At 52.1% G+C, this 20,635-nt stretch carries 13 protein-coding genes; 4 read left to right on the forward strand and 9 right to left on the reverse strand.

What is annotated here, in order from left to right:
- Positions 1-157: 157 nt before the first annotated feature.
- Together EBB_RS23340 and EBB_RS23345 are read left to right on the forward strand one after the other, a co-directional pair.
- Positions 158-1,120: a helix-turn-helix transcriptional regulator gene (locus EBB_RS23340; RefSeq protein WP_192396047.1), complete on the forward strand. Its 963-nt coding sequence runs from the start codon at positions 158-160 to the stop codon at positions 1,118-1,120.
- Positions 1,121-1,242: 122 nt separating this feature from the next.
- On the forward strand, positions 1,243-2,664 hold the full coding sequence (locus EBB_RS23345; RefSeq protein WP_225587726.1) for an Nramp family divalent metal transporter: 1,422 nt from the start codon (positions 1,243-1,245) through the stop codon (positions 2,662-2,664).
- 1,216 nt (positions 2,665-3,880) lie between these two features.
- Here EBB_RS23345 and EBB_RS23350 read toward each other — a convergent pair.
- From EBB_RS23350 to EBB_RS23395, 9 genes are all read right to left on the reverse strand, one after another.
- On the reverse strand, positions 3,881-6,397 hold the full coding sequence (locus EBB_RS23350) for a TonB-dependent siderophore receptor (protein ID WP_192396048.1): 2,517 nt from the start codon (positions 6,395-6,397) through the stop codon (positions 3,881-3,883).
- Between the two features lie 386 nt (positions 6,398-6,783).
- Positions 6,784-7,995 carry a FecR family protein gene (locus EBB_RS23355; RefSeq protein ID WP_225587728.1) on the reverse strand — a complete coding sequence of 404 codons (1,212 nt, stop codon included), beginning with the start codon at positions 7,993-7,995 and terminating at the stop codon, positions 6,784-6,786.
- Positions 7,996-8,063: 68 nt separating this feature from the next.
- Positions 8,064-8,579 carry an RNA polymerase sigma factor gene (locus tag EBB_RS23365; protein ID WP_192396049.1) on the reverse strand — a complete coding sequence of 172 codons (516 nt, stop codon included), beginning with the start codon at positions 8,577-8,579 and terminating at the stop codon, positions 8,064-8,066.
- Positions 8,580-8,810: 231 nt separating this feature from the next.
- Positions 8,811-9,737, reverse strand: a complete 927-nt coding sequence (locus EBB_RS23370) for a LysR substrate-binding domain-containing protein (RefSeq protein ID WP_192396050.1) — start codon at positions 9,735-9,737, stop codon at positions 8,811-8,813.
- Between the two features lie 350 nt (positions 9,738-10,087).
- Positions 10,088-14,014: a PAS domain S-box protein gene (locus EBB_RS23375; RefSeq protein WP_192396051.1), complete on the reverse strand. Its 3,927-nt coding sequence runs from the start codon at positions 14,012-14,014 to the stop codon at positions 10,088-10,090.
- A 49-nt stretch (positions 14,015-14,063) separates the two neighbouring features.
- Positions 14,064-15,206, reverse strand: a complete 1,143-nt coding sequence (locus EBB_RS23380; RefSeq protein WP_192396052.1) for a response regulator — start codon at positions 15,204-15,206, stop codon at positions 14,064-14,066.
- Positions 15,207-15,442: 236 nt separating this feature from the next.
- Positions 15,443-16,924: an N-acetylmuramoyl-L-alanine amidase gene (locus tag EBB_RS23385; protein ID WP_192396053.1), complete on the reverse strand. Its 1,482-nt coding sequence runs from the start codon at positions 16,922-16,924 to the stop codon at positions 15,443-15,445.
- 9 nt (positions 16,925-16,933) lie between these two features.
- Positions 16,934-18,304: a hypothetical protein gene (locus tag EBB_RS23390; RefSeq protein ID WP_192396054.1), complete on the reverse strand. Its 1,371-nt coding sequence runs from the start codon at positions 18,302-18,304 to the stop codon at positions 16,934-16,936.
- 103 nt (positions 18,305-18,407) lie between these two features.
- Positions 18,408-19,448, reverse strand: coding sequence for a M14 family metallopeptidase (locus tag EBB_RS23395; protein ID WP_192396055.1), 1,041 nt, complete (start codon positions 19,446-19,448; stop codon positions 18,408-18,410).
- Positions 19,449-19,510: 62 nt separating this feature from the next.
- Between EBB_RS23395 and EBB_RS23400 the strand changes: the two genes are divergently transcribed.
- Together EBB_RS23400 and EBB_RS23405 are read left to right on the forward strand one after the other, a co-directional pair.
- On the forward strand, positions 19,511-20,068 hold the full coding sequence (locus EBB_RS23400) for a hypothetical protein (RefSeq protein ID WP_192396056.1): 558 nt from the start codon (positions 19,511-19,513) through the stop codon (positions 20,066-20,068).
- Positions 20,069-20,161: 93 nt separating this feature from the next.
- Complete coding sequence (locus EBB_RS23405; protein WP_223146909.1) at positions 20,162-20,518, forward strand: Imm51 family immunity protein; 357 nt, start codon at positions 20,162-20,164, stop codon at positions 20,516-20,518.
- The last annotated feature ends 117 nt before the right edge of the window (positions 20,519-20,635 follow it).

Below are 20,635 nucleotides of genomic sequence, written 5' to 3' on the forward strand. Positions count from 1 at the left end.
AAGATACGAAAAAAAAATCAGTCCCTGCGTCCGGTCAAGCCGGCTATTTCAAACTGATTTATGCTAAAAATTAGTGTTATGTCACAAATTATTGTAAAAGTAAGTCGTATGCCTAACCCAGGTGGGCAAACTCTCCAGGCCAAGGAAACTTTAGGACATGACCGACACAAACAAGGCGGGATACAAAAGGCTGAACAGTAACGAGTTGCCTATGCTGCGTGTTCCGCAACAGCATGGCTGGCGTCAGTCCTTGCCCGCTGAGCTCGGTGAAGGTAGGTCGCTCATTGTCCAGCTCGATCCGTCCCTAAGTTACATAGAAACAACTTATCAACCGCGGCACGATCTGGCGATAGCCAGCAAAATTGATTTCGGCGAGCCGCGCTTGGTTGTGACGCTAGGGATAACCGGCCATACCCGCTTCATCGACAGCAAACGGCATGAGCTAACATTCAGCGAAGGCCGTACCACGATTACCAGTTTCGACAGCAGTAACGGCGAACGCCAATACCAAGCAAATAAACCCATAAAGCAATTGCGTTTTTCAATCGGCAAGCGTTGGATTGACCGCTATTTGGGTGAAAATGAATCGGCATTTTTCTTCCAGAAAAATGCCTTGCAACTGTTAAGCAGCCGACCCAGCCATACTCAAAGCATGATTGCTGCCCGGCAATTGCTCGGCTGCGATCTCAGCAACCCTTTGGCGCCACTGGCGTTAAACGGCCATGTTATGACGATACTGGCTAACGAACTTAGCGGACTCTGCCGACCCGAAAAATACGGCTATTCCAAATTCGATAAAGCCAGCCGACGCATGGCGGACCAGGCCCGCGAGATCCTCGAACTGCATTACCAAGATCCGCCGTCGCTGGAACAGCTGGCAAAAACCCTAGGCATCACCCCATTCAAGTTAAAAAATCTATTCCAACATTATTTTAATAACTCCCCTTATGGCGTAGTGACCGAGATCCGGATGCAGCATGCTTATCGGGCATTGGCATCAACTCGGCAACCTATCAGCTTGGTGGCAGAGATGGTGGGTTACAGGCACGCCAGTAACTTCAGCCTGGCTTTTAATAAATATTTCGGCGTGTCTCCCAAACAAATTTCCAAGAAACGCTGAAAACCCCTGCTTTTCCAATTTCCACCCGTAACGATCTAACGGATTGTTAAACGGATTTGCCAAATCCAGGCAAATTTGCGGAAATGGTGGCTTTTCCAACAAAGCTTTCATTTTTGCAAACCATGAACAACGCCGACCTGCAATCCCTCCCCCGCCACAGTGTCCCAGCCTTCCCCGGTTGGTGGGCGGCACTTGGGCCGGGCGTGGTGTGGATGGCGCTAGCGCAAGGCAGCGGCGAGCTGATCTGGTGGCCTTACATGATCGCCAAATACGGCCTGACCTTTTTATGGCTGCTGGTCCCGGCCTGTTTGCTGCAATATCCGTTAAACCTGGAAATCGGCCGATACACCATGCTGACCGGCGAAAGTATCTTCCACGGTTTTATTCGCTTGCATCGCGGCTTTGGGATTTTTTTGTGGCTGTTGATGACCGTGTCGTTCTTGTGGTTCGGTGCCTTTGCTTCGGCCGGCGGCACGGCGATGGCGGAACTGACCCACTGGCCGACCGGCTGGACCCAGCGCGGGCAAAGCCTGTTTTGGGGCTACGCCTCGATTGCGGTGTTCGTGACGGCGATTCTCGCCAGCGGCGTGGTTTACACCCTGATTGAGCGATTTATGAAACTGGTCGCGGTGGTCACCGTGGTGGGGCTGTTATCCGCATGCTTGCAAAGCGATGTGTTAAAGGCACTGCCGGAATTTAGCCTGGGCCTGCTCGGCCCGGTTGGCGAAATGCCACGCCCCTGGGACAGCGGCGATGCCAGCAAATTATTAACGGCCATCACCTTCGCCGGCCTCGGTGGCTTCTGGATTTTGTTTTATTCCTACTGGTTACGTGACAAAGGCGCCGGCATGGCTGGCCTGGTAGGCCGTATCACCGGCTTGGGCGGCGCGGAAGAAGCCGTATTGAGCGACGGTTTTCTGCCGGCTGACGAAGCGGAAAGCGCAAAAAACTGGACTACCTGGCGGCGGTTTTTAAGCGCAGACATTTTGGTAGGCATTATCGGCAATCTGCTCACCACGCTGATGACCTGTCTGCTGGCTTATGCGCTGTTGTTCCCAAAAGGTTTGCTGCCGCAAGAATACGAACTGGCGGTGGTGCAAAGTCAGTTTTTTGCAGTAAGTTGGGGCGAGATCGGCCGCTTACTGTTTTTGGTGGTGGCGGCGGCGTTTTTAACCGACACCTGGCTGGCCACCGCCGACGCCGTCAGCCGTATCCAGACCGACATTATTTTGACCTTGTTTCCGAAAAGCCGCCGTCTGCCGGCCCGGCGCTGGTATTACATCTTTCTGGGTTTGCTGACGGTCATCACCTCCCTGACCATGCAACTCGACGCCCCCGGCCCGCTAATATTGACCAGCGCGATCATCGGCTTCGGCGGTACCATCATGTTTCCGGTGGCGCTGTATCTGCTCAACCACAAAATGCTGCCGCCGCATTTGCCGGCATGGGCCAAGCCTAAAGGTAAGCCTTGGCTGTTGGGTTTGAGCTTTGTGGTGTATTTGCTGTTGGCAGTGCTGTATTTAAAGGCCACGCTTAAACTTTGAGCCGAAGGTGATGAGAACCAAACGAACTTTCGGTCACAGCCGGAACCTGAATAGCTGCATCCGGGGAGTCGCTATTTTTGCCGAAAGATTTTTTCGAGCTTCCCAGCAGGAAAAAATCGGCAAAAATCACGCGACCGCTTATGCCTGCGGCGCCCCGATTCGTCCGCGTCACCTCGTTCCGACCCAACATGGGGTCGAAACTTAGGCTCTCGCATGACTTGACGCCGTGTCGCGATGCCTTGCAGGTTTTCTCCGCTTCGCTGCGAAAACCCGCCCGGCGCTACGGCTATCGGGGACTAAAAATCTTCACTTCGCTGGCGCTCCGTTTCCAAGATTTTCAGCGAACGAGACCATCTGAACAGAGCGTAGTTTGGACTTGCGCCTCACCCCAACTTACGCAGTTACAACCGAATCCGACAAGATCGGGTTAAACCGGAAATCCCATCAGCAAATCCATTAGGAATAACACCGCAAACACTAGCCAGGGTAACCAGGTTTCACTGACTAGGTGCGTTATTAGCGGAAAGTTAGCAGGGAGCCTGTTCATTAGTACCTCCATAGATCCAATAAAATCACACCGATAAGTTTCACCATTTAACCACCGAAATGTGCATACCCACAAAGGAAAATTAGAGCATCATGATCGACATACGGCGGAACGCCTACCGGCTTCCGCCTTACGCGGGTTAAAGCTTACGAACGGGCCACCATAGCCTTGCGAATCAAGCTAAAAGCCTTGCGCTCAAGGCAACTAAGCTTGCGCACGCAGTCATTTGCTAACCTTGCCAGGCATTTAAGCTTGGGAACGAGCCACCATAGCCTCGCGAACCAAGCTAAAAGCCTTGCGGGCAAGGCATTTTGGTTTGCGCCCAAGCCGGCGAAGCGTTTGCGAATAGCAAAACTCCATTCACGCCAGGCTACAAGGCTTGAGGTCCATGTCTCCCGGCAAAAATCAGGCCCTACACTGCCTAACCGTCCCGAAATTGAACTCAATTGATTTGCTATAAATAGAGCTGGGGCTGGGCGAATAAACCGACCTTTGCCCCAGCAATGTCTGCATTCCTCACATCCGTGTGAGTCATGATCGGCATACGGCGGAACGCCTACTGGCTTCCGCCTTACGCGGCTTGCGCGCATAAACTTTCGGTCCCTCCAAAGCCGCTTGGGGATATAAAAATCTGGCTCGCAGCCCTGGCCCGCCAAGAGCTTCACCATACTAAAACTCCACTCTCACCGAACCTAAGAAGCTGCGTGGCGCACCAGGCATGACCCCATTGGACGAGTTGTTGGCAGCGCTATCCCAATACATTTTGTCCAGAAGATTATTGACATTCAGTTGCGTCGTAAGCTTGGTAGGACCGACTTTCCAACTATAAGCGGCCATCAGATTGACCAACGCATAGCCGGGCAGTTGAAAGCTATTGGCATTATCGCCTTCCCGCTGATCCCGCAAGGACATCCCGCCGCCGACTTTCAGACCGCGTAAATCGCCGCTTTGAACTTCGTAGGTATTCCACAAACTGGCGCTGTTGCGCGGCACATTCCACAGACGATGACCTTGATTACCGTTGGTGATTTCATCGCCGATCAACGCCGTGTCCTTGGTAATTTGCGAATCGATATATGCGTAGCTGCCGATGACGTTCCAGCCGGGCAATACCTCGCCGGATACATCGAATTCGATGCCTCGATTGCGGACTTCGCCTACGGCCTTGTTAAACCCCAACAGCGCCAATATTGGATTGGGATCGGGCGTGGCGATATTTTGTTTAGTGATGTCGAACCACGCCAGCGTCGCTGTCAGACGGCTATCGAACAATTCGGTCTTGATGCCAGCCTCCCATTGTTGCGCGGAAGTGGGCGGCAACGGCGAGTTGTTCGTCGTCAGGCCATTGGTTATACCGAAATTTTCAACATAATTTCCGTACAAACTGACTTCCGGTATCGGTTGCCACAATAGGCCAAAACGTGGTTTAACCGCCTCTTCCACCTGCACGGTATTGGCATAGGGTAAGTACGACGGCGTGCCAAAATTTAATCCGATCTGATTCCAATCATTTTTCCTGACGGTGTCGTATCTAAATCCCGCCAATAGATGTACATGCTGAGGCAGTTCGATTTGATCCTGGGTATAAAATCCGCCCCATTCCTCGACGAAACCGGCCGAACCCCAAACATTCGGCCTGTTGTACAAACCGGCATCCACTCCGCTATGTACCGGGTTGTAAGCATTGAGAGGAAGAGTGTCGCTGGAATTAAAACCGAAATACTCGGTATCGTCCTGCACGCGCTGATAGTCACCGCCTACCAATACCGTATGATGCAAGCCCCAGGTATCGAATTTGCCAGTCAGATCCAAAGTCGAATAGTAACTTTCCTGTGTCCGACGGGCCTCGTAGGTTTGTTGCCCCGTCAGACAGGTCACCGTATCGCAAGCGATTGGTCCGGCAAATTTTACCTGCGGCGGGTTATCGGCACGCGGCAATAAAAATGCATCGAAACGATGATGAATACTCCAATTGTCGTTAAAAGCATGCGTCAAGTCGTAACCCGTGGCGATGGTTTCGGATTCCGTGCCGGGGCCGGGTTCCGCCAGATTTCGCTCGCGAGGCAGATTGATGGGACGGTTGCTGCCGGGCATGACAAACAAGCCGTTGTCGAAAGGATCGTTGCTATGCTGATATTCCAAATGAAAATTTAACTTCGTGCGGTCGCTGATGTCCCATTGAAAATTCGGCGCGAAGAACACCCGCTCGTTATTCAAAAACTCCCGCCACGAACCGCCGTTCTCATAGGCCAGATTAACCCGATACAACAAGTCGCTATCCTTATTGACCGGACCTGTGGCATCTACCGTGGTACGGTAGAAATCGAACGAACCGAATTGCTGTTGCAGCGAATAGTGAGGCGTTGCCAACGGCTTTTTTGTCACTATATTGACCATGCCGCCCGGTTCCATCCGTCCATACAGTATGGATGCCGGGCCTTTAAGAACTTCGACGCGCTCGACGTTAGCTGTTTCGCGCGGTCCATTTACCAAAAAGCCGTTATTGATCCGCTCGCCGTCGCGGTAATATTCGTAAGTTTGAAAACCGCGGATGAATATCGAACTTTGGCCGCCGCCGATACCGGCCGCGCTTTGACTAGTCAACACGCCGCTGATGTTTTCCAACGCTTTATCCAGCCGCACCGCTTGTTGATCCTTCATAATTTGTTTGGTGATGACCTTGGCCGAAAACGGTGATTCCATGATCGGCGTGTCGGTCTTGGTAGTCGATGCCGTTGACTGGCTATAGCTGGGATTAGTGGGATCGGTAATATCGTAAACGGCTTTGCCGGTCACCATCACTGGTGCCATCGTATCCGGACTGAGTTTGTTGTGCATGTCCCCCGGCCGAGGCTGCAAGGTGATAGCCCCTTCGCCGGTCGTCACGGCCTGTAACGGCGCATCGCCTAATAGAATCCTGATTGCTTCGTCGGCGGTGTAGTCGCCTTGTAGCGCGCGGCTGAGCAAGTTGTCGGCAATGTCGGTGCCGTACATCAGTTGCTGCTGGCTTTGCCTGCCGAACATCAGCAAGGCCTGATTCAGCGACTGGGCGGGAATGTCGAAATGGTGTTTGCCGGCGGCATCGCCGAGAGCGGTTTGCGAGATCAGCGCCGCGAGCAACGCGGCTTTGGCGGCATGGCGCCGGCCCTTGCCGGCTGCGGGATTGCAATGCTTTGCGTTGAACATGGATACTCCTAGTTTCGGTCGGGTTACACGGCAGCATTTCGGCTGGTGTTAGTTAAGACGGAAACTTTTTGAAAACCCACATCGGGCGATCATGGATTTTTTCATTGAAAAAAACCGGCGAGGACAAATTGAAGGGGTTTCGTTAATGCGGTGCTGTGTTTGCCTCGGTTTCGTAGGATGGGTAGAGCGTAGCGAAACCCATCGCTAACCAAGCCCGTTCCCAAACGCCGTATCGAAACCAGAAAAATACGGCTTGTTCTCTGTAATAAGGCGTGTCGTGGTGGAATTGGAAAATGATTTGAGGCGGGAATAAACTCTCGATGATGGGTTTCACTGCGCTCTACCCGTCCTACCGTCGGAATTGCTGTTGGCTTTAGCCTTTCCTGTTAACGCAACACCACCAGATACGGCGTGATGCTGACAATTTGCAGCGCTGGGATGGCGGCTTTTAAACTGGCAATGGCTTGATCCAGCGCGTCCAAGCGAAACAGGCCGCTGACGCGTTTGTCGGCCAAAGCCGTATTCAGCAACACGACGCGGCCTGGGCGGTACTGGTTGATTTGGGCAATGGCGTCGCTTAGCGGCAAGCCGTCGAATTGCAGATAGCCATCGCGCCACAGCGCCATGCTGTCCGGATGGCCGGCGTTTTTTAGGGCAATGCTGTCGGTGCCTATCGACGCTGACTGTCCGGCGATCAAGCGTTCTTGGTGTTGCTGCCCCGCGTCTTGTATTTCAACAATCCCTTCGACCAGTTCGACCTGGGTTTGCTTGGACTGTAGTTTTACAGCGAAGGCGGTGCCCACGGCCCGCACTTCGCTGCCGGCAGCAGCGACCACGAACGGCCGTTGCGGATTTTTAGCCACTTCGAAAAAGGCTTCGCCAGTCAATAACTCCACCCGGCGCGTGCCAGCGTCGAAATGAATGGCGACGACCGTGGCGGTGTTAAGCATCACCCGCGAACCGTCGGCCAAAGTCACACTGCGCTGCTCACCTTTACCGGTCGAATAGTCCGCGCGCCAGAATGCCGGTGGATAGACCACGGTAAGCGTGGTAGCCAGCAATGCGCAGCAGGCTACCGCCAAACCTAACGAAGGGCCACGGGGTCGGCTGCGCGTTCTGTTATCAACGCTATCTTTAAAATCCCTGAGGCGGTTACTCGCGCGCGGGCGGGAATTCAGTGCAGCGAGCGCTGCGTCCGCTGCCTCCGGAGGGTGCGGTAAATATCCCCTCTCCTCGCGGGACGCCGGCATGGATGCAGGAGTTTGGGTGAGGCGAACAAAATCAGGTAAAGCATTATTTTGCCGACCCTCGGCCCGCCCTCTCTCCTGAGCAGCCTGATCTATTTTGGCTTTTAAGCCCCTCTCATCCGGCAACGGTTGCGCACCGGGAATAATGCGGCGGCCACGCAGTTGTCCCAACCCGGCCCACAGCGCTTCGGCACGTTGCCACGCTTGTTCGTGAGCGCTGTCGGCGGCGCGCCAAGTATCCAGCTCTTGCCGCGCGATCTCGGAAAAATCACCGGAATGCAACTGGCTTAACCAAGCGCAAGCCTGTTCCAGCAAACGCTCGGCATCATCCGGCATCGGTTCGGTGGACATGGTCAATTCCTGGTTGAACGGTGGGGGAGATATATCATAGACGAGGCCGGCGGCCTAAACCACAGCCGCTATTCAAATCCATCCAGGGTTTTAGCACACTGCAGCAATGCCCTTTTGATGTTTTCTTCGACGGTGCGAACCGAGATATTCAAGGTTTCGGCGATTTCGCGCTGCTTCAAGCCTTCGAAGCGGTTCAGGTAAAAAATCCGCTGGCATAACGGGGAAAGGCTGCTCATGCCCTCGATCAGGCGGTCCAAGTCCTCCTCACCCAGCGCCACAGTTTCCGCGCAGCGCAGGTCTTCTATCTCAGGCGGCATATCGTCCGGCCACGCCACCATAGCGGCATTGCGCACGGTTTGACTGCGATAGTAATCAATCACCAGATTTTGCGCGGTACGGAACAGATAGGCTTTTAGATTGCCGACGCTAGCTAAGTCCTCTCTGCGGCATAAGCGCACGAACGCTTCCTGGCAAATGTCGGCGGCGGTTTCCCGGCAGCGTACACGCGAATACAGCACAGTCTCCAACTCGCCGTGGCAACTGACGTATAGCTCTTGGAGAGATTGATGGGCTGGAAAAGACATTTGCCGGCTTAATGATTTCGGTATCAGGGCTAAAACCGAAAGTTGCCAGCAAATTTAAAGCCGGACCAGGAATATTTTGCTTAATCAAACAGCTAGAAAATTAGCAAGACGCCAAATCCGATAGCCATTTATTAATCTATGTTAAATAAAGCTAATCAAGTAGAGGATTTCACACATATCTGCTACACCCCACCGACAGAGACGGGCCACCCGAAGCCATTGTCATACAGCTTAACAATCGTCAAATCCCTCCCCTCTTTCCTGGCTCTTCCGCGCGGCTTCTGCCAGCAATTCATCGATAAAATATCGACAGTAATTGGGTACGTACAGTTGTTTCAGGTAAGCAATCTTAGTCGTAGAACTGGGTATCAAGCCCGACAGGTCTAGGGCAACCAAATCGGCATCTTTGCTGGCTTCGTAAGCGGTACCGGCGATAATTCCCACGCCCATGCCCAAACGCACATAGGTTTTAATCACGTCGGAATCGGCCGCCGCCAAGGTAATATCCAGTGGTAAATGGGCGTTATGAAAAGCTTTTTCTATCGTCGAGCGACCGGTAAAACCAGGTGTGTAGGTCAAAATCGGCTCAGCTGATAGCCGTTGCAGGCTTATTTCGCCTTCCGCCAGCGGATGACCGATTGGCACCACAGCGACGTGATGCCATTGATAACAGGGCTTAACCACTAATTTGTCGTCTTCGTCCAGTTTTTCGGTGCAGATGGCGATGTCGGCTTGGTGCCGATGTAACAAATTAATCAGATTATCCGGCGACGATTGCACCATATAGATTTTAATGCCCGGATATTTGCGCCTAAACCGGCCTATCGGTTCCGGCAGTAAATATTTGGCCTGCGTATGAGTAGTCGCTATCCGTAACGTGCCGTTACTGTTCTCCAGAAAATCGTCGGCAATCAGTTGGATATTTTTTTTTGCCTGATTGATTAAATCAACTTCTTCCATGATCTTTTCGCCCAAGGGCGTCAGACCCGTCAGCTTTTTTCCCTGTCTGACGAACAGCGGCGAGCCCACTTCTATTTCAAACAACTGGAGTTGCCGACTGACCGCCGACTGCACCACGTGCATTTTTTCCGCGGCTTTGCTCAAGTTGCAATCGGTTTCCTGCAAAACTCGCAGCAATTCCAATTGATTAAGATTCATAGGCGTGCTCCTAAAAAAATTCCGGGATTCAAAGCAAAATTTTATTACTAACCTATACTGTAATTCGACCTTGCAATGAGAATCTATTCTTTCGATATAAAAATCACATTATATCGTTTTAATTTAGAGGTTCCGTTCATTAACATGACAAATCAACCAGGTGATTTCGTCGGCTTTTGTTAGTGAGAGGCAGACCTCCTCCTAGCGACAGGGATGTTTTGATGGCGGGTTGCATAAACCCGCCATTTTTTTCGCCACCCACCCCGAGCACTCGCAGTCACTTTAGCGCTGATTGAGTCCTCTAGGCTGCGAACGAATTAGCTAATGGCAAAAATAGTTTCGGAGTTGCCCTAACCTGCGACAGTCCGTTTACTATGCAACTCCGCCAGAATTGTTTCCAGCGCATTCGCCAAACTCTCCGCCAATACAATCGCCTCGTCGGCTTGATCCTTGGCGGCCAACTCGGCCTGCTGCGCCAAACGCTGCATTTTCTCAATCTCGAAAATGCCAGCAAAACCTTTCAAGTTATGCGCGACAAATTTAATTGCGACATAGTCGCGCTGCTGGGCGGCCAGTTTTAGTTTATCGACATTCGCCTGCTGCGCGCCATCCAACGCGTTGTCGATCAACTTGTCTATAAATGCCTGACGACCGTCAAAACGCTGTTGCAAGGCCTCCCAATCGATCAAGCCTTCGGTCGCTACTGCCGCTACAGCCTCATTTGCCGTTTCCGGAATTTCAATTACCGCGGCGGCACCAGCTTTTCCGCTGGCGTCGTCAGACACTTTGCTGATAGACACGTGCTGCCGCAACGCACCGACCAGGGCGTTGGCATCGATGGGTTTGGTAACGCGATCGCGCATGCCCGTTTCCAAGCAACGCTGCCGTTCTTCCGGCATGGCGTGAGCAGTCAAACCGATGATAGGTAAATCCGGCGCGATTTCCAGAATACGCCGCGCCGCCTGATAGCCATCCATCACCGGCATCTGAATATCCATCAACACCGCGTCGAAACCGGCATAGCCAACTTCCTCCAAACGATCCAGCGCCTGTTGACCGTTTTCCGCAAAAGTCACATGCGCGCCTTCGTGGCTCAGCAAATCCTCGAGCACCAAGCGATTTAAAGCGACGTCTTCCGCAGCCAATATTTTAAAGCCGCGCAAGCGTCCGCCTTTGTCTTGGTGGTAATCCGCAGAATGCTCGACACCGGCGTCCGTCGCCGGCAGCGGCACACTCAGAGTGAATTTGCTACCTGCCCCCAAGGTACTTTTCACGACAATATCGCCACCCATCAAGTTGGCAAGATCCCGGCTAATCGCCAACCCTAAACCGCTGCCGCCGAATTTACGGGTGGTAGAGTTATCCGCTTGCTGGAAAGCGGTAAATAGGCGGCCAATCTGCTCGGCGGTCATACCAATACCGCTGTCCGTCACGCTGATGTCCGTCATATCTTTCTGCCGATAAATTTCCAGGCTGACATAGCCATGATTAGTAAATTTCACGGCATTTGACAATAAATTGACCAAAATCTGCCTTAAGCGCAACGGGTCGCCAGTCACCCATTCCGGCAAATCTTGGGGACGATGCACTATTAAATCGAGTTGCTTTTCCTTGGCACGCATATCCACCAGACTGATGGCATCTTCTATCAGAGCATCCAGACGAAACGGATGCTCGTCTAAGGTCATCTTGCCGGCCTCAATTTTGGAGAAATCCAAGATGTCGTTGACCACACTAAGTAAGTGCATGCCGGCATCGTAAATACGGGCGCTGTTTTCCTGTATATTCCGCCCGGCATTATCGCGCAGGTTCATTTTGGCCAAACCAATAATGGCATTTAATGGTGTACGAATTTCATGACTCATATTGGCAAGAAACTCGCTTTTCATGTGCACCAAATGCTCCGCCTCCAAACGCGCGGCTTCGTGCGCCTGCTCTACCGCCTTACGATGACTAATATCGCGCATGACACCAATGTAAGTGCTCCCAAAATCGTCCATCAATTCGTTGACGCTCAACTCAATCGGCACCAGCAGCCCATCCTTACGCTTGCCCTCCACTTCGATTCGCCGGCCGATAACCACTCGCTCCTTGGTATTGTCCAGATGCCGGCTCAAATAACCGTCATGCTCGGAATGGTAAGGCTCCGGCATCAACATCTTCACATTCTGCCCCAACAACTCGTCTTCTTCATAGCCGAACAAATCGCTGATGGCATCGTTAACCAACAGCATGGTGCCTTTGTTATCAATCAACACAACCGCATCAGACATGGTCCGTAGTACCGCTCTGGTCCTGGCTTCGCTGGTCATCAGTGCCGCTTTGGCACGTTTTTTTTCGCTGATGTCGCGCACCGTGGCCTGCAGCACAATTTCGTTGTCGATCTCCACCCGGCTGAGTTGCACTTCGGCGTAAAAAGTTTCGCCGGTTAAGCGTTTGTGCAGCCATTCGAAGGTCACCGAGCCACCGGCGATGGCCTGCCCGAGCTTTTCATTGGCCAGCTCGGCGGATGATAGGCCGTTTGGTTGAAATTCCGGCGACAATGAAGCCGGGGTTTGCGCTAAAAACTCTTGTTCGTCCCGGCAGGCGAACAGGCTGATTGCAGCGGTGTTGGCCGAGATAAATCCGCGCTTGGCACTAAGAGTCATCAGCGCATCCCGCGACGATTCGAACAGCGCCCTATGGCGCTGTTCGCTGGCTTGCAAAGTCTGTATCGCCAGTTTTTGCGCGGAAATATCTCTGATAAAGGCGCTGAACTCCACAGCATTTGCCAATTTGTTAGGGGTGATGGCCAATTCAATCGGAAATTCATGCCCGTCACGGTGCAGCGCCACCACTTCAATTCGCTGGTTCAAGAGCGTTCCGCGCCCGGCATCCAAATAGCGCCGTATACCCTGCTGATGGGCTTGCCGGTAGCGCTCCGGAATGATCACATCATGCAACAAGCGGCCCAAGACTTCGGTGGCCGGCCAACCGAATATCTGTTCGGCCTGGCGATTCCAGCCATTGATAAAACCATCGGCGTCCATCTGCACCAAAGCATCCAAAGCAGTATCGACAATACTGCGGATGCGGATCTCGTCCTCGCGCCTCGCGGTTAATAGTGCAGCAAAGCCATCGGCCATTTCGTTAAAACTCTCCGCAACCCGCCCGATTTCATCACGCATGGTTAACGGCATTCTTTGCTGAAAATCGCCGCCGGCAAACGCGTTTGCGGCTTTCGCCAGCCTCTCCACGTATTGGCTCACCGCAAGATGGGCGCCAATCGCAAAATAAATGATCAGCATAAATATAAAGCCGGGGATGCCGATACTCAGCGCTAGCGTCGTTTTCGCCACGCCAATTCTGGCCTCGATCAGTTGTTCGGCTGCCGGTATAAAGCTGTCGTAAATTTCCGCATATGCTGTATCCACCGCTAAGGTAACGGTCGAATGAAAGTATTCCGGATTGATGGAGAATTTTTCCTCAACAATATCGGCAATGACATGCTGAGTAATCAGACTGGCTGCGTTGACAATATTTTCCCTGGTGGTGGCGAGTATCGGGTGCAGTTCCGGTTTATAGCGCTTAAAGTCATGGGTCGTTTCTTCAATGACCCTGATGCCGGATTCGATTCTGTCCTTAATCAGATAAATTTCGATTTTTTCCTGAGCGCTAATCTGCTTTTTGGTCAGTATCCCAATGCCATAAGCACGCAATTGCGCAACGCCCTCCAGGGCCTTTGGCATTTGCTCGGTTACCAGCATGATCAGATGATAGGAATCCAGATTGGAGTCGGTGAACAACAAGGATTCCTCGCCAATCAGTTCCTCTAAATCCAATAACTTCTCTACCAAACGGCTGTGTAAATGGTAGCTTTCTTGAATGCTCTGATTGGCGGCGTTTTGCCGGAGTTGCTCCCAATCGTTTTTTATATCCGCGTATGCAGCAGCGGTCAACGAATCCGCCGCAAGCGTTTGCTCCAAAGCCGATAAGGCCGCACCGACTTTGGCTTCCGATACGTCAATTTTATCGCGTAAACTCTCTATGCCGCCGAGCACCGCCACGGTGACGCCCCGATGCTGCTGCACAGATTGCATGGTCTGCGTAATATGCTTGATTTGTAACAGTCCTTGCAGCTCGCGCTCTGAGTCCAGTATTACCCGATTCAGACTTTGATACAGACTGTAAAACACCACGACTACCGCTAGCAGCGACAGAAAACCTATCACCACAAACTTTTTGCTGAAACTCAATCGATTCATTAGCGCCACGGCGGGCGAAAACAAAGCTTGCATAGGCAATCCTCGGTGCGAATATTAGATCGGTAGCGATTCAGGCAGGTCCTTAGCGACTATGCTGGGCCGATAACAGCAAGGCTTTTTGTTTTTCGACAATTTGGTTCAGCCGCAAGGCCAGCTTGTTATCGTTTTCAAACAAGTTGTCCATTTGCGAAGTGAGTTCGTCCACGTAACCGTGCAGCAAAAACTCCTGGCTATCGGTCAACCCCAAATGAATAAAAGCGCTTTCCATGTTCATTTTGTGCTGTTCGGCCAAATTCACCATCTGCGAGTGATTGCTTTGTTGATTGGTCTCGATCTCGATCAATAGATCGGTCAATTCTTTCACGCCTTCCAAGCGGGCATTCGCTTCCTGTAGACGTTGTTGTTCGCTGATCATGGCTTCGATACGGGCACCGGCACCTTCAGCAAGTATCGCCAAGTGATCGCGCAATCGTCCAATCCCATCCGGATCGTCGGTATCCAGGCCGGTCACCAATAGCGTCACATGCGGAAAATTAAACACCAAGCGATCACCGGCCTGATAAATCCGGCCCAGCTTAGCCACGTAAGTCAGGATGGATGCTTCGAGCGGCGTACAGATTGTTTCCGGACTAAAGTCATATTCGTTCACGGTATCAGTCAATTTCACCAAACCGTTTAGACCGTATTGCTGCAAGGTCTCGATTAACAAACTACCTAATTCCTGATACGTCACGCATTGAAACGATGTGCGTAAAAACTGCAATACCGTGCCGGTTTCGCCCAAACTGGACATCGCGGTAAATGCGGTTTTTTGTGCGTAAGACAATTGCGATTGCAGTTGCCGTTTTTGCTGCTCGGCTTCGATAGCCAAATCGACCTTGCGCAGAAGCACGTCTTTTTTGGCGTTTTTCGGAATAAAATCGTTACCGCCGGCATCAAACGCAGTCAGCAAAATCTCCAGATCGTCGTGCGCGGACACGAACATGACCTGCACATCGTCATTGCCGTCGGCGCGAATCTGCCGACATACCTCGATACCGCTGAGGCCCGGCATTTCAATATCCAACAAAATCAGATTGGGGGCCAAATCCATGGCGGCCAAACATTCCTCGCCATTGGTAAACTCGTGGAGTTGATAGCCATGCCCCTGCAATTGGTCGGTTATGACCAAACGCAACAGAGCATCGTCATCCACTACAAAAATACAGAATGGTTTTTCGGGCATGATATTTCCTGGGTTGCTGGATTTGCGGATGCGGCGATAGAGTGTGCCAAGTAAGCATAGCGGTCGGGACCAAAATTGCCCGACCGCTTACTTAAATCATCTTAACAGCCGCGGAGAACATTCATGGCGGCAGCGGGGCAGAACTGTGACGGCAGCATCGGTTGTGACAATAAGCTTGTGATAAGGAGCCACAAATACCTAATCACCAACCAGGCATTGGCGTAGCCAAACTCGAATCAGGCGTCGCGCGCATTGGCAATAGCCAACGCCGCCCAATCGAAGGCCGGGCCTATATCCCATTTATCGTTGCGAAAATTCACATGACTGGCGATGCCGGAATAGCTCTGGAAAAAATCCAGATCGCGCTCAAATTGCTTGGCTTTGGGGGCCAAGGTTTTCGGTATGGAAAATCGCTCACATAAATCGTTCAGTAATAAGCGAATCGCCTGCACCTCCTGTGCAGGAAAAGTAGCAAAATACTGCTCGCCCCGATAGCTGGTTTGCCTATATTTGTCGGTTTGGATTTTGTCACAGTATTGTGTACCGAATAACTGGGTTTGGCCCCGACGCGGCGGCCACCAATTCAAGACTTCCGGATTATCCTGCGCTGGTCGCAATGGCCCGACATTGGCAATTTCTATCGCTATTGAGCGTTGATCCAGCCGTCCGTTAAACCCCTTCACCCCCAGATGATAAGCCCATTGCGTCGGGTCAAACACTTCATAGACCGTGCCGTCGGCATCCACCAAATAGGCTGCCGCGACATGCTGCGTATCGCCGATCCAGGTATCGAAGGCGGACTTGGCCGACGAACCCGCAGTGAAATGCAAAACAATCAGATCTTTCTTTGGCCGCTCGGGAAAAAACTGCCCAGCCGGCAAGCGGAATCGGGAGCGGTTGATATTCAAACTTGCGACCGTAACGGCAGGTTGATCACGGAGCGGCATCGTATCGGTACTCGCCTCGCCGTCGTTCGGCGTTAGCAATACCTGCGGATTCGGCCGATCTGTGGCCCCCGCCCAGAAAAAACAATTGTCCTTATCCTGATACCAATAGCCGTTGCCGGACACCACATCACCTGCCGTAAAGCTGAGGATCTCGACTTTACTGCCGGCATCCAAGACGCGCACTACCGGTGCGCCGACAGACGCGCGACTGCGGAGATTTACTTTACTCAGCAAACCGATTTGCTTGCCGGCCACTAAAGTGGCTGCCGGATCTGGCACCGCTGTTGCAATCAGCTTGGCAATATCGATACCGGCAACGGGACAGTTTACCGAGGCGCGAATCGCGCTATGCGACAACACATGATCCCCATCGACGGTGATATGCCAGCGGTCGGCAATCTCACGGAGCAATTTCGAGCATGCCGCCCATTGCGCCGCTGTAGGCGAACCGAGCACAGATTCTTCCAGGGCAATACCAATCGAGAAAAAATTGGGATTGGCGTTGGGCCGCTGCTTGATAAATTCGGCGGCCGGATTGACCACCAAGCCGGCGTGAAAGGCGGTGTCCGCCTCCTGAACATACTGATGAATCTCGCCATTGTTGCCGATGGCGTAATGCACAGACTGCAACGTGCCCGGTTTGTTGTAGCAGATAGCAGCATTCTCCAGACTGCTATCAATCGTATGCAAAACTATGATCTCCGGCTTGAAGCCTGCCGGGCGGCCGATCCGAAAATTACCCGGCGCGCAGCCTATCCATTGCTTGTCCATACGGCCTCCTCAGCCCTGCGCCTTCATATCGCCACGTTCGCCCTGTAACGGATTAGGCGTTGGCGAAGTGTCGGAGGTTTGCGGATCACTGCCCGAGGCCTGCGTGGTTTGGCGAATAGCTTTCTGCTCATCATCCTTGCGGGCAAGGCCGGAGCGCAATTGCACCAGCTTACTCAGGGCGTTATACCAAAACGGCCCGCCCAGACTGAGTAGAAAAATCGACAGGATCAAACCGGGAATACTCACCAGTTTCCAATGCTTGCACCAACTTTCCCGATCAACAGGCAAACTGATCAAACCCTGTTCCGCTAGAAAATTCAGATAATACTTTTGCTTTGCCAGATCGATGCGTTCTTTGACTGTAACAGTTTCGTCTGCCGAGGTTTCGGCATCCTGCTCTCCGCTAACTTTTGCATCGTCTGATTGAATCGCATCCTTTATTTGCGGATCTTCCGTTAGTTTGGGCGCCAATTCCACGAAGGCCGCGCGCATTTGCTCGTCCATGGACAAGCGGTTGATCAAATTCACCGTGTCCAACTGCAACGCAATCGCTACCAGGGCGGCGCTGATCACGCTGACTACGCGGGTAGTGGCGGTAAATCTGACAGTGACACGGTCAAGCAAATGGTCGAAATTCAAACAAATTTTCGCCAGAAAATCGCTGGATGCTTCTTGTAACAAGGCATTTGCCTCGCGCACGTCGTGCGCCAGTTCCGGGTTGGATTTTTCAAATTCCAGCGCCAGCATCCGCGCGTTTTTTAAGGTAGCGGCCGGATCTTCGATACCACTGTCGTGCAATACGGATTTCAACTTGTCCAGCAGATCGATTTGTCCGGCGACGATTTTCTCCAACTGCTGAAATTGTTGTTTTTTGGTTTCGGCCTTTTCTTTTTTGATCTTGGCAAGCAAAGCTTCAATACCCAGGCGCTTAAAAAACAAGGGATATGCCAGTAGTTTGGTTTCCAGGGCTTCCGTGGCTTGGCCGACATTGATGGTTTTATTGGCTAGCCTGGCTTTGATCTGTTCGAAGTCGGTTTTGATCGATACATCGTAGCCAGCCGCCAAATCCAACAAAATCTTGATAAATTCTTCGCGATGGATCACTTCACCAAACTGAAAAAACTGCAGCCATACCGGTAATCGACAGCGACAGCGGCCGCCGATAGTCCGTTGCGTCAGGATTAAGGCGGAGATGGCCTCGGCCTCTGTTCGGGAAAATCGGGCATCCAGCAATTCCAGCAAGTCGGCTAGGCCGGTGCGCAGATTGCGGCCGCGGCTGGCCAGTAAATTCAAAATGCCCTGACTGATTAAGGTCACCGCCATGCTGACGATCAACATCACCACCGATAAACCCAGTAACACGTCCAGTGACTTCAACATCATTTTTCTCCTTTGGAAGGCCGTTGCGGCCGAATGAATCTAACATTCCCGCAAAGGCGGCGTCCAGGAATTTGGCTTTAACGATTCCCTCCGCAGCACAAACTCAAATGCCAGTCTCCGCAGCCAAGCGCTCCATCAGATAACACAAACAATCCTGGCGGATGACCCGTTCGTCCAGGGTTAACATGGACGGCATCGTCGGCCGGGTGATTTGCACTTGGCCATCCATAACAGTCAGAAATTGCTCGGTAACCGGCTTACCGTGGTTGTCTTTGGCAATCAAAGGCATCCGTGGACAGTCGGTTGTGCCCAACACGGTACCGGCCGGAATCTCCGTGAAATTCAGACTTTCCAGTTCCGGATCAAGACGTAGATCGGCAGTAGCGTCGCTAAAGCTATAACTGACCTCGTCGGCGACGGTAACTTGCGCGACGGTGTGATAAATATCCACATCCTGCTTCGCAATCGGCTGCGCCGGAAATTCGTGTAAATGCAGACAACTGTCCAAAAACTGAAAGGCGTGTTCGGTGCCGTGCGGCTGGCCGGGCCGGCCGCATTCCAAAGTCACCGCCGGGCAAAACTCCGCAAACGCGCTGGACTGCGTGCCCTTGGGATGGGTGAAATACACCAGCAAGCGGCCGAACAGTGCGCCCAGATGCAGAAAATCCTGATCCAATTTGTTGATACAGGCGTAATGCGGATTCAGGCCAGTATTGTTATGCACATCCACACTGGCAAACACACCGCGCCGGCGCATGATTTCGCAAATCTGCGCCGCCCAAAGGGTTTCCAGCGACTCGGGTAACGCTGTGCCGGGCCAGATGCGGTTGAAATCCGGCTGGCCGTCTAGCCGTCTTAAGTTAAAACGCGCCGCCTGGGTATTGCCGAAAAATAACGTCAAGCCACGCGGCAAGGGTTGAGACTTATATTTTTGCAGCAGCTTTTGCACGGCCAGAAAGCCGGTGGATTCGTTGCCATGCAGCAGCACCGAGACGAACAGAGTTTCGGGGCGTTTGCTGGGGAGGTGGAATAAGGTTGGTTCGGGGATTAGGGTGTGTAGGGCATTTACCGAAATATCCAGCAAGCCGCCGGGCAGGCTGTTGAATTGTCTTATAGGCTGGGTGGCGGGTAAAATCGGCTTCATGCTTAATGGTTCAATCTAGTTTCATAATTTTTGTACGGCGACACCAACATGCCGGAAACTTCGTGCAATATCAACTTAATCAGACAAATTTAACTGATGATCAACAATCAAGTATGAATATACCCAGAGAAGATGAAGAGGACGCCCTGTACAGCCAAATAGGTTTCGTTGTTGTCCAATGGGGGCACTGCGAGCAATCGCTGAAATTGCTAGTTAACACGCTTTTCCTACAATACGGCGGTAACAACTTGCCTAAGAGAAAGCGAATGCCCAAGCAGCTTGGTGAAAAAATCACTTTCGTAAAAGAGTGTACTTCGCTGATACCTTCTTTGGCAGCGTTCCGCAATGAAATCGAAGACCTTCTTGGCAATTTTGAGGCGCTTACCCAAACTCGCCATGATTTGGTTCACGGCGCACTCTCTGATTCGCCCCCTGTTAACGGAGTATATTCATTCATTCGGCTCGAAACACATCCGGAAACGCATGAGGTTAAAGAATTCCAGTACGATCTAAAGGCATTTCCAAACCTTGCACGAGATCTTGTTCGGTTGGGCGCGGATACACCAAAGATTGCGAGGCGAGTTTTTGAAGCTAGCCCACGCATGTTTGATTACCGATAAAATTATCCGACGATATAGATCTGCAATTCGATATTGCCAATCACACCAGAGACCTTTCCCTAGGCATTCATCAGTAAAAACAAAGAGGTCATTGTGGAACAAGATAAGACAGACAAGATTAACTATGTGCCGTTTATCCTTTTGGATTCGGGAGAATACCGGTCTCTAATACTTTCCGACCAGCATATGGTTGAGAAAACTCATATATTTGACGAGCGGGCCGACGAAGGCTGGAACGGAAACGGCTACGACTGGAACTCAATTGCTCAAGTCATACTATTCGAACAACTGCCCGATTTACAAGATGAGCTCGATTTCGATCCGGAGGCGGGAATGTTTTCCACGCAAGGATCGCGTTCCGCGCTGGAACGTCTCGGAAAAGCGATGTCATTGGCCTTTCACAATGAAGAGGTACTTCGAGATTTGCTGTCACGGGCTGAACTTGATTGATCGACTGGCGTAGATCATTTGTTTATCGTGTTTTCATCATTCCCACGCTCCGGCGTGGGAATGCAGCCCGCACCGCTCCAGCGGTGCGCACCAGGACGCTGGAGCGTCGAAACCCTG

This window comes from Methylomonas fluvii, assembly GCF_014850975.1.
Classification (GTDB): domain Bacteria; phylum Pseudomonadota; class Gammaproteobacteria; order Methylococcales; family Methylomonadaceae; genus Methylomonas; species Methylomonas fluvii.

Coding starts and splice junctions, on each gene's coding strand:
- EBB_RS23390 (WP_192396054.1), bottom strand. CDS start 18,304: ATGTTGAAGTCACTGGACGTGTTACTGGGTTTATCGGTGGTGATGTTG.
- EBB_RS23345 (WP_225587726.1), top strand. CDS start 1,243: ATGAACAACGCCGACCTGCAATCCCTCCCCCGCCACAGTGTCCCAGCC.
- EBB_RS23350 (WP_192396048.1), bottom strand. CDS start 6,397: ATGTTCAACGCAAAGCATTGCAATCCCGCAGCCGGCAAGGGCCGGCGC.
- EBB_RS23355 (WP_225587728.1), bottom strand. CDS start 7,995: ATGTCCACCGAACCGATGCCGGATGATGCCGAGCGTTTGCTGGAACAG.
- EBB_RS23375 (WP_192396051.1), bottom strand. CDS start 14,014: ATGCAAGCTTTGTTTTCGCCCGCCGTGGCGCTAATGAATCGATTGAGT.
- EBB_RS23380 (WP_192396052.1), bottom strand. CDS start 15,206: ATGCCCGAAAAACCATTCTGTATTTTTGTAGTGGATGACGATGCTCTG.
- EBB_RS23370 (WP_192396050.1), bottom strand. CDS start 9,737: ATGAATCTTAATCAATTGGAATTGCTGCGAGTTTTGCAGGAAACCGAT.
- EBB_RS23385 (WP_192396053.1), bottom strand. CDS start 16,924: ATGGACAAGCAATGGATAGGCTGCGCGCCGGGTAATTTTCGGATCGGC.
- EBB_RS23395 (WP_192396055.1), bottom strand. CDS start 19,448: ATGAAGCCGATTTTACCCGCCACCCAGCCTATAAGACAATTCAACAGC.
- EBB_RS23340 (WP_192396047.1), top strand. CDS start 158: ATGACCGACACAAACAAGGCGGGATACAAAAGGCTGAACAGTAACGAG.
- EBB_RS23365 (WP_192396049.1), bottom strand. CDS start 8,579: ATGTCTTTTCCAGCCCATCAATCTCTCCAAGAGCTATACGTCAGTTGC.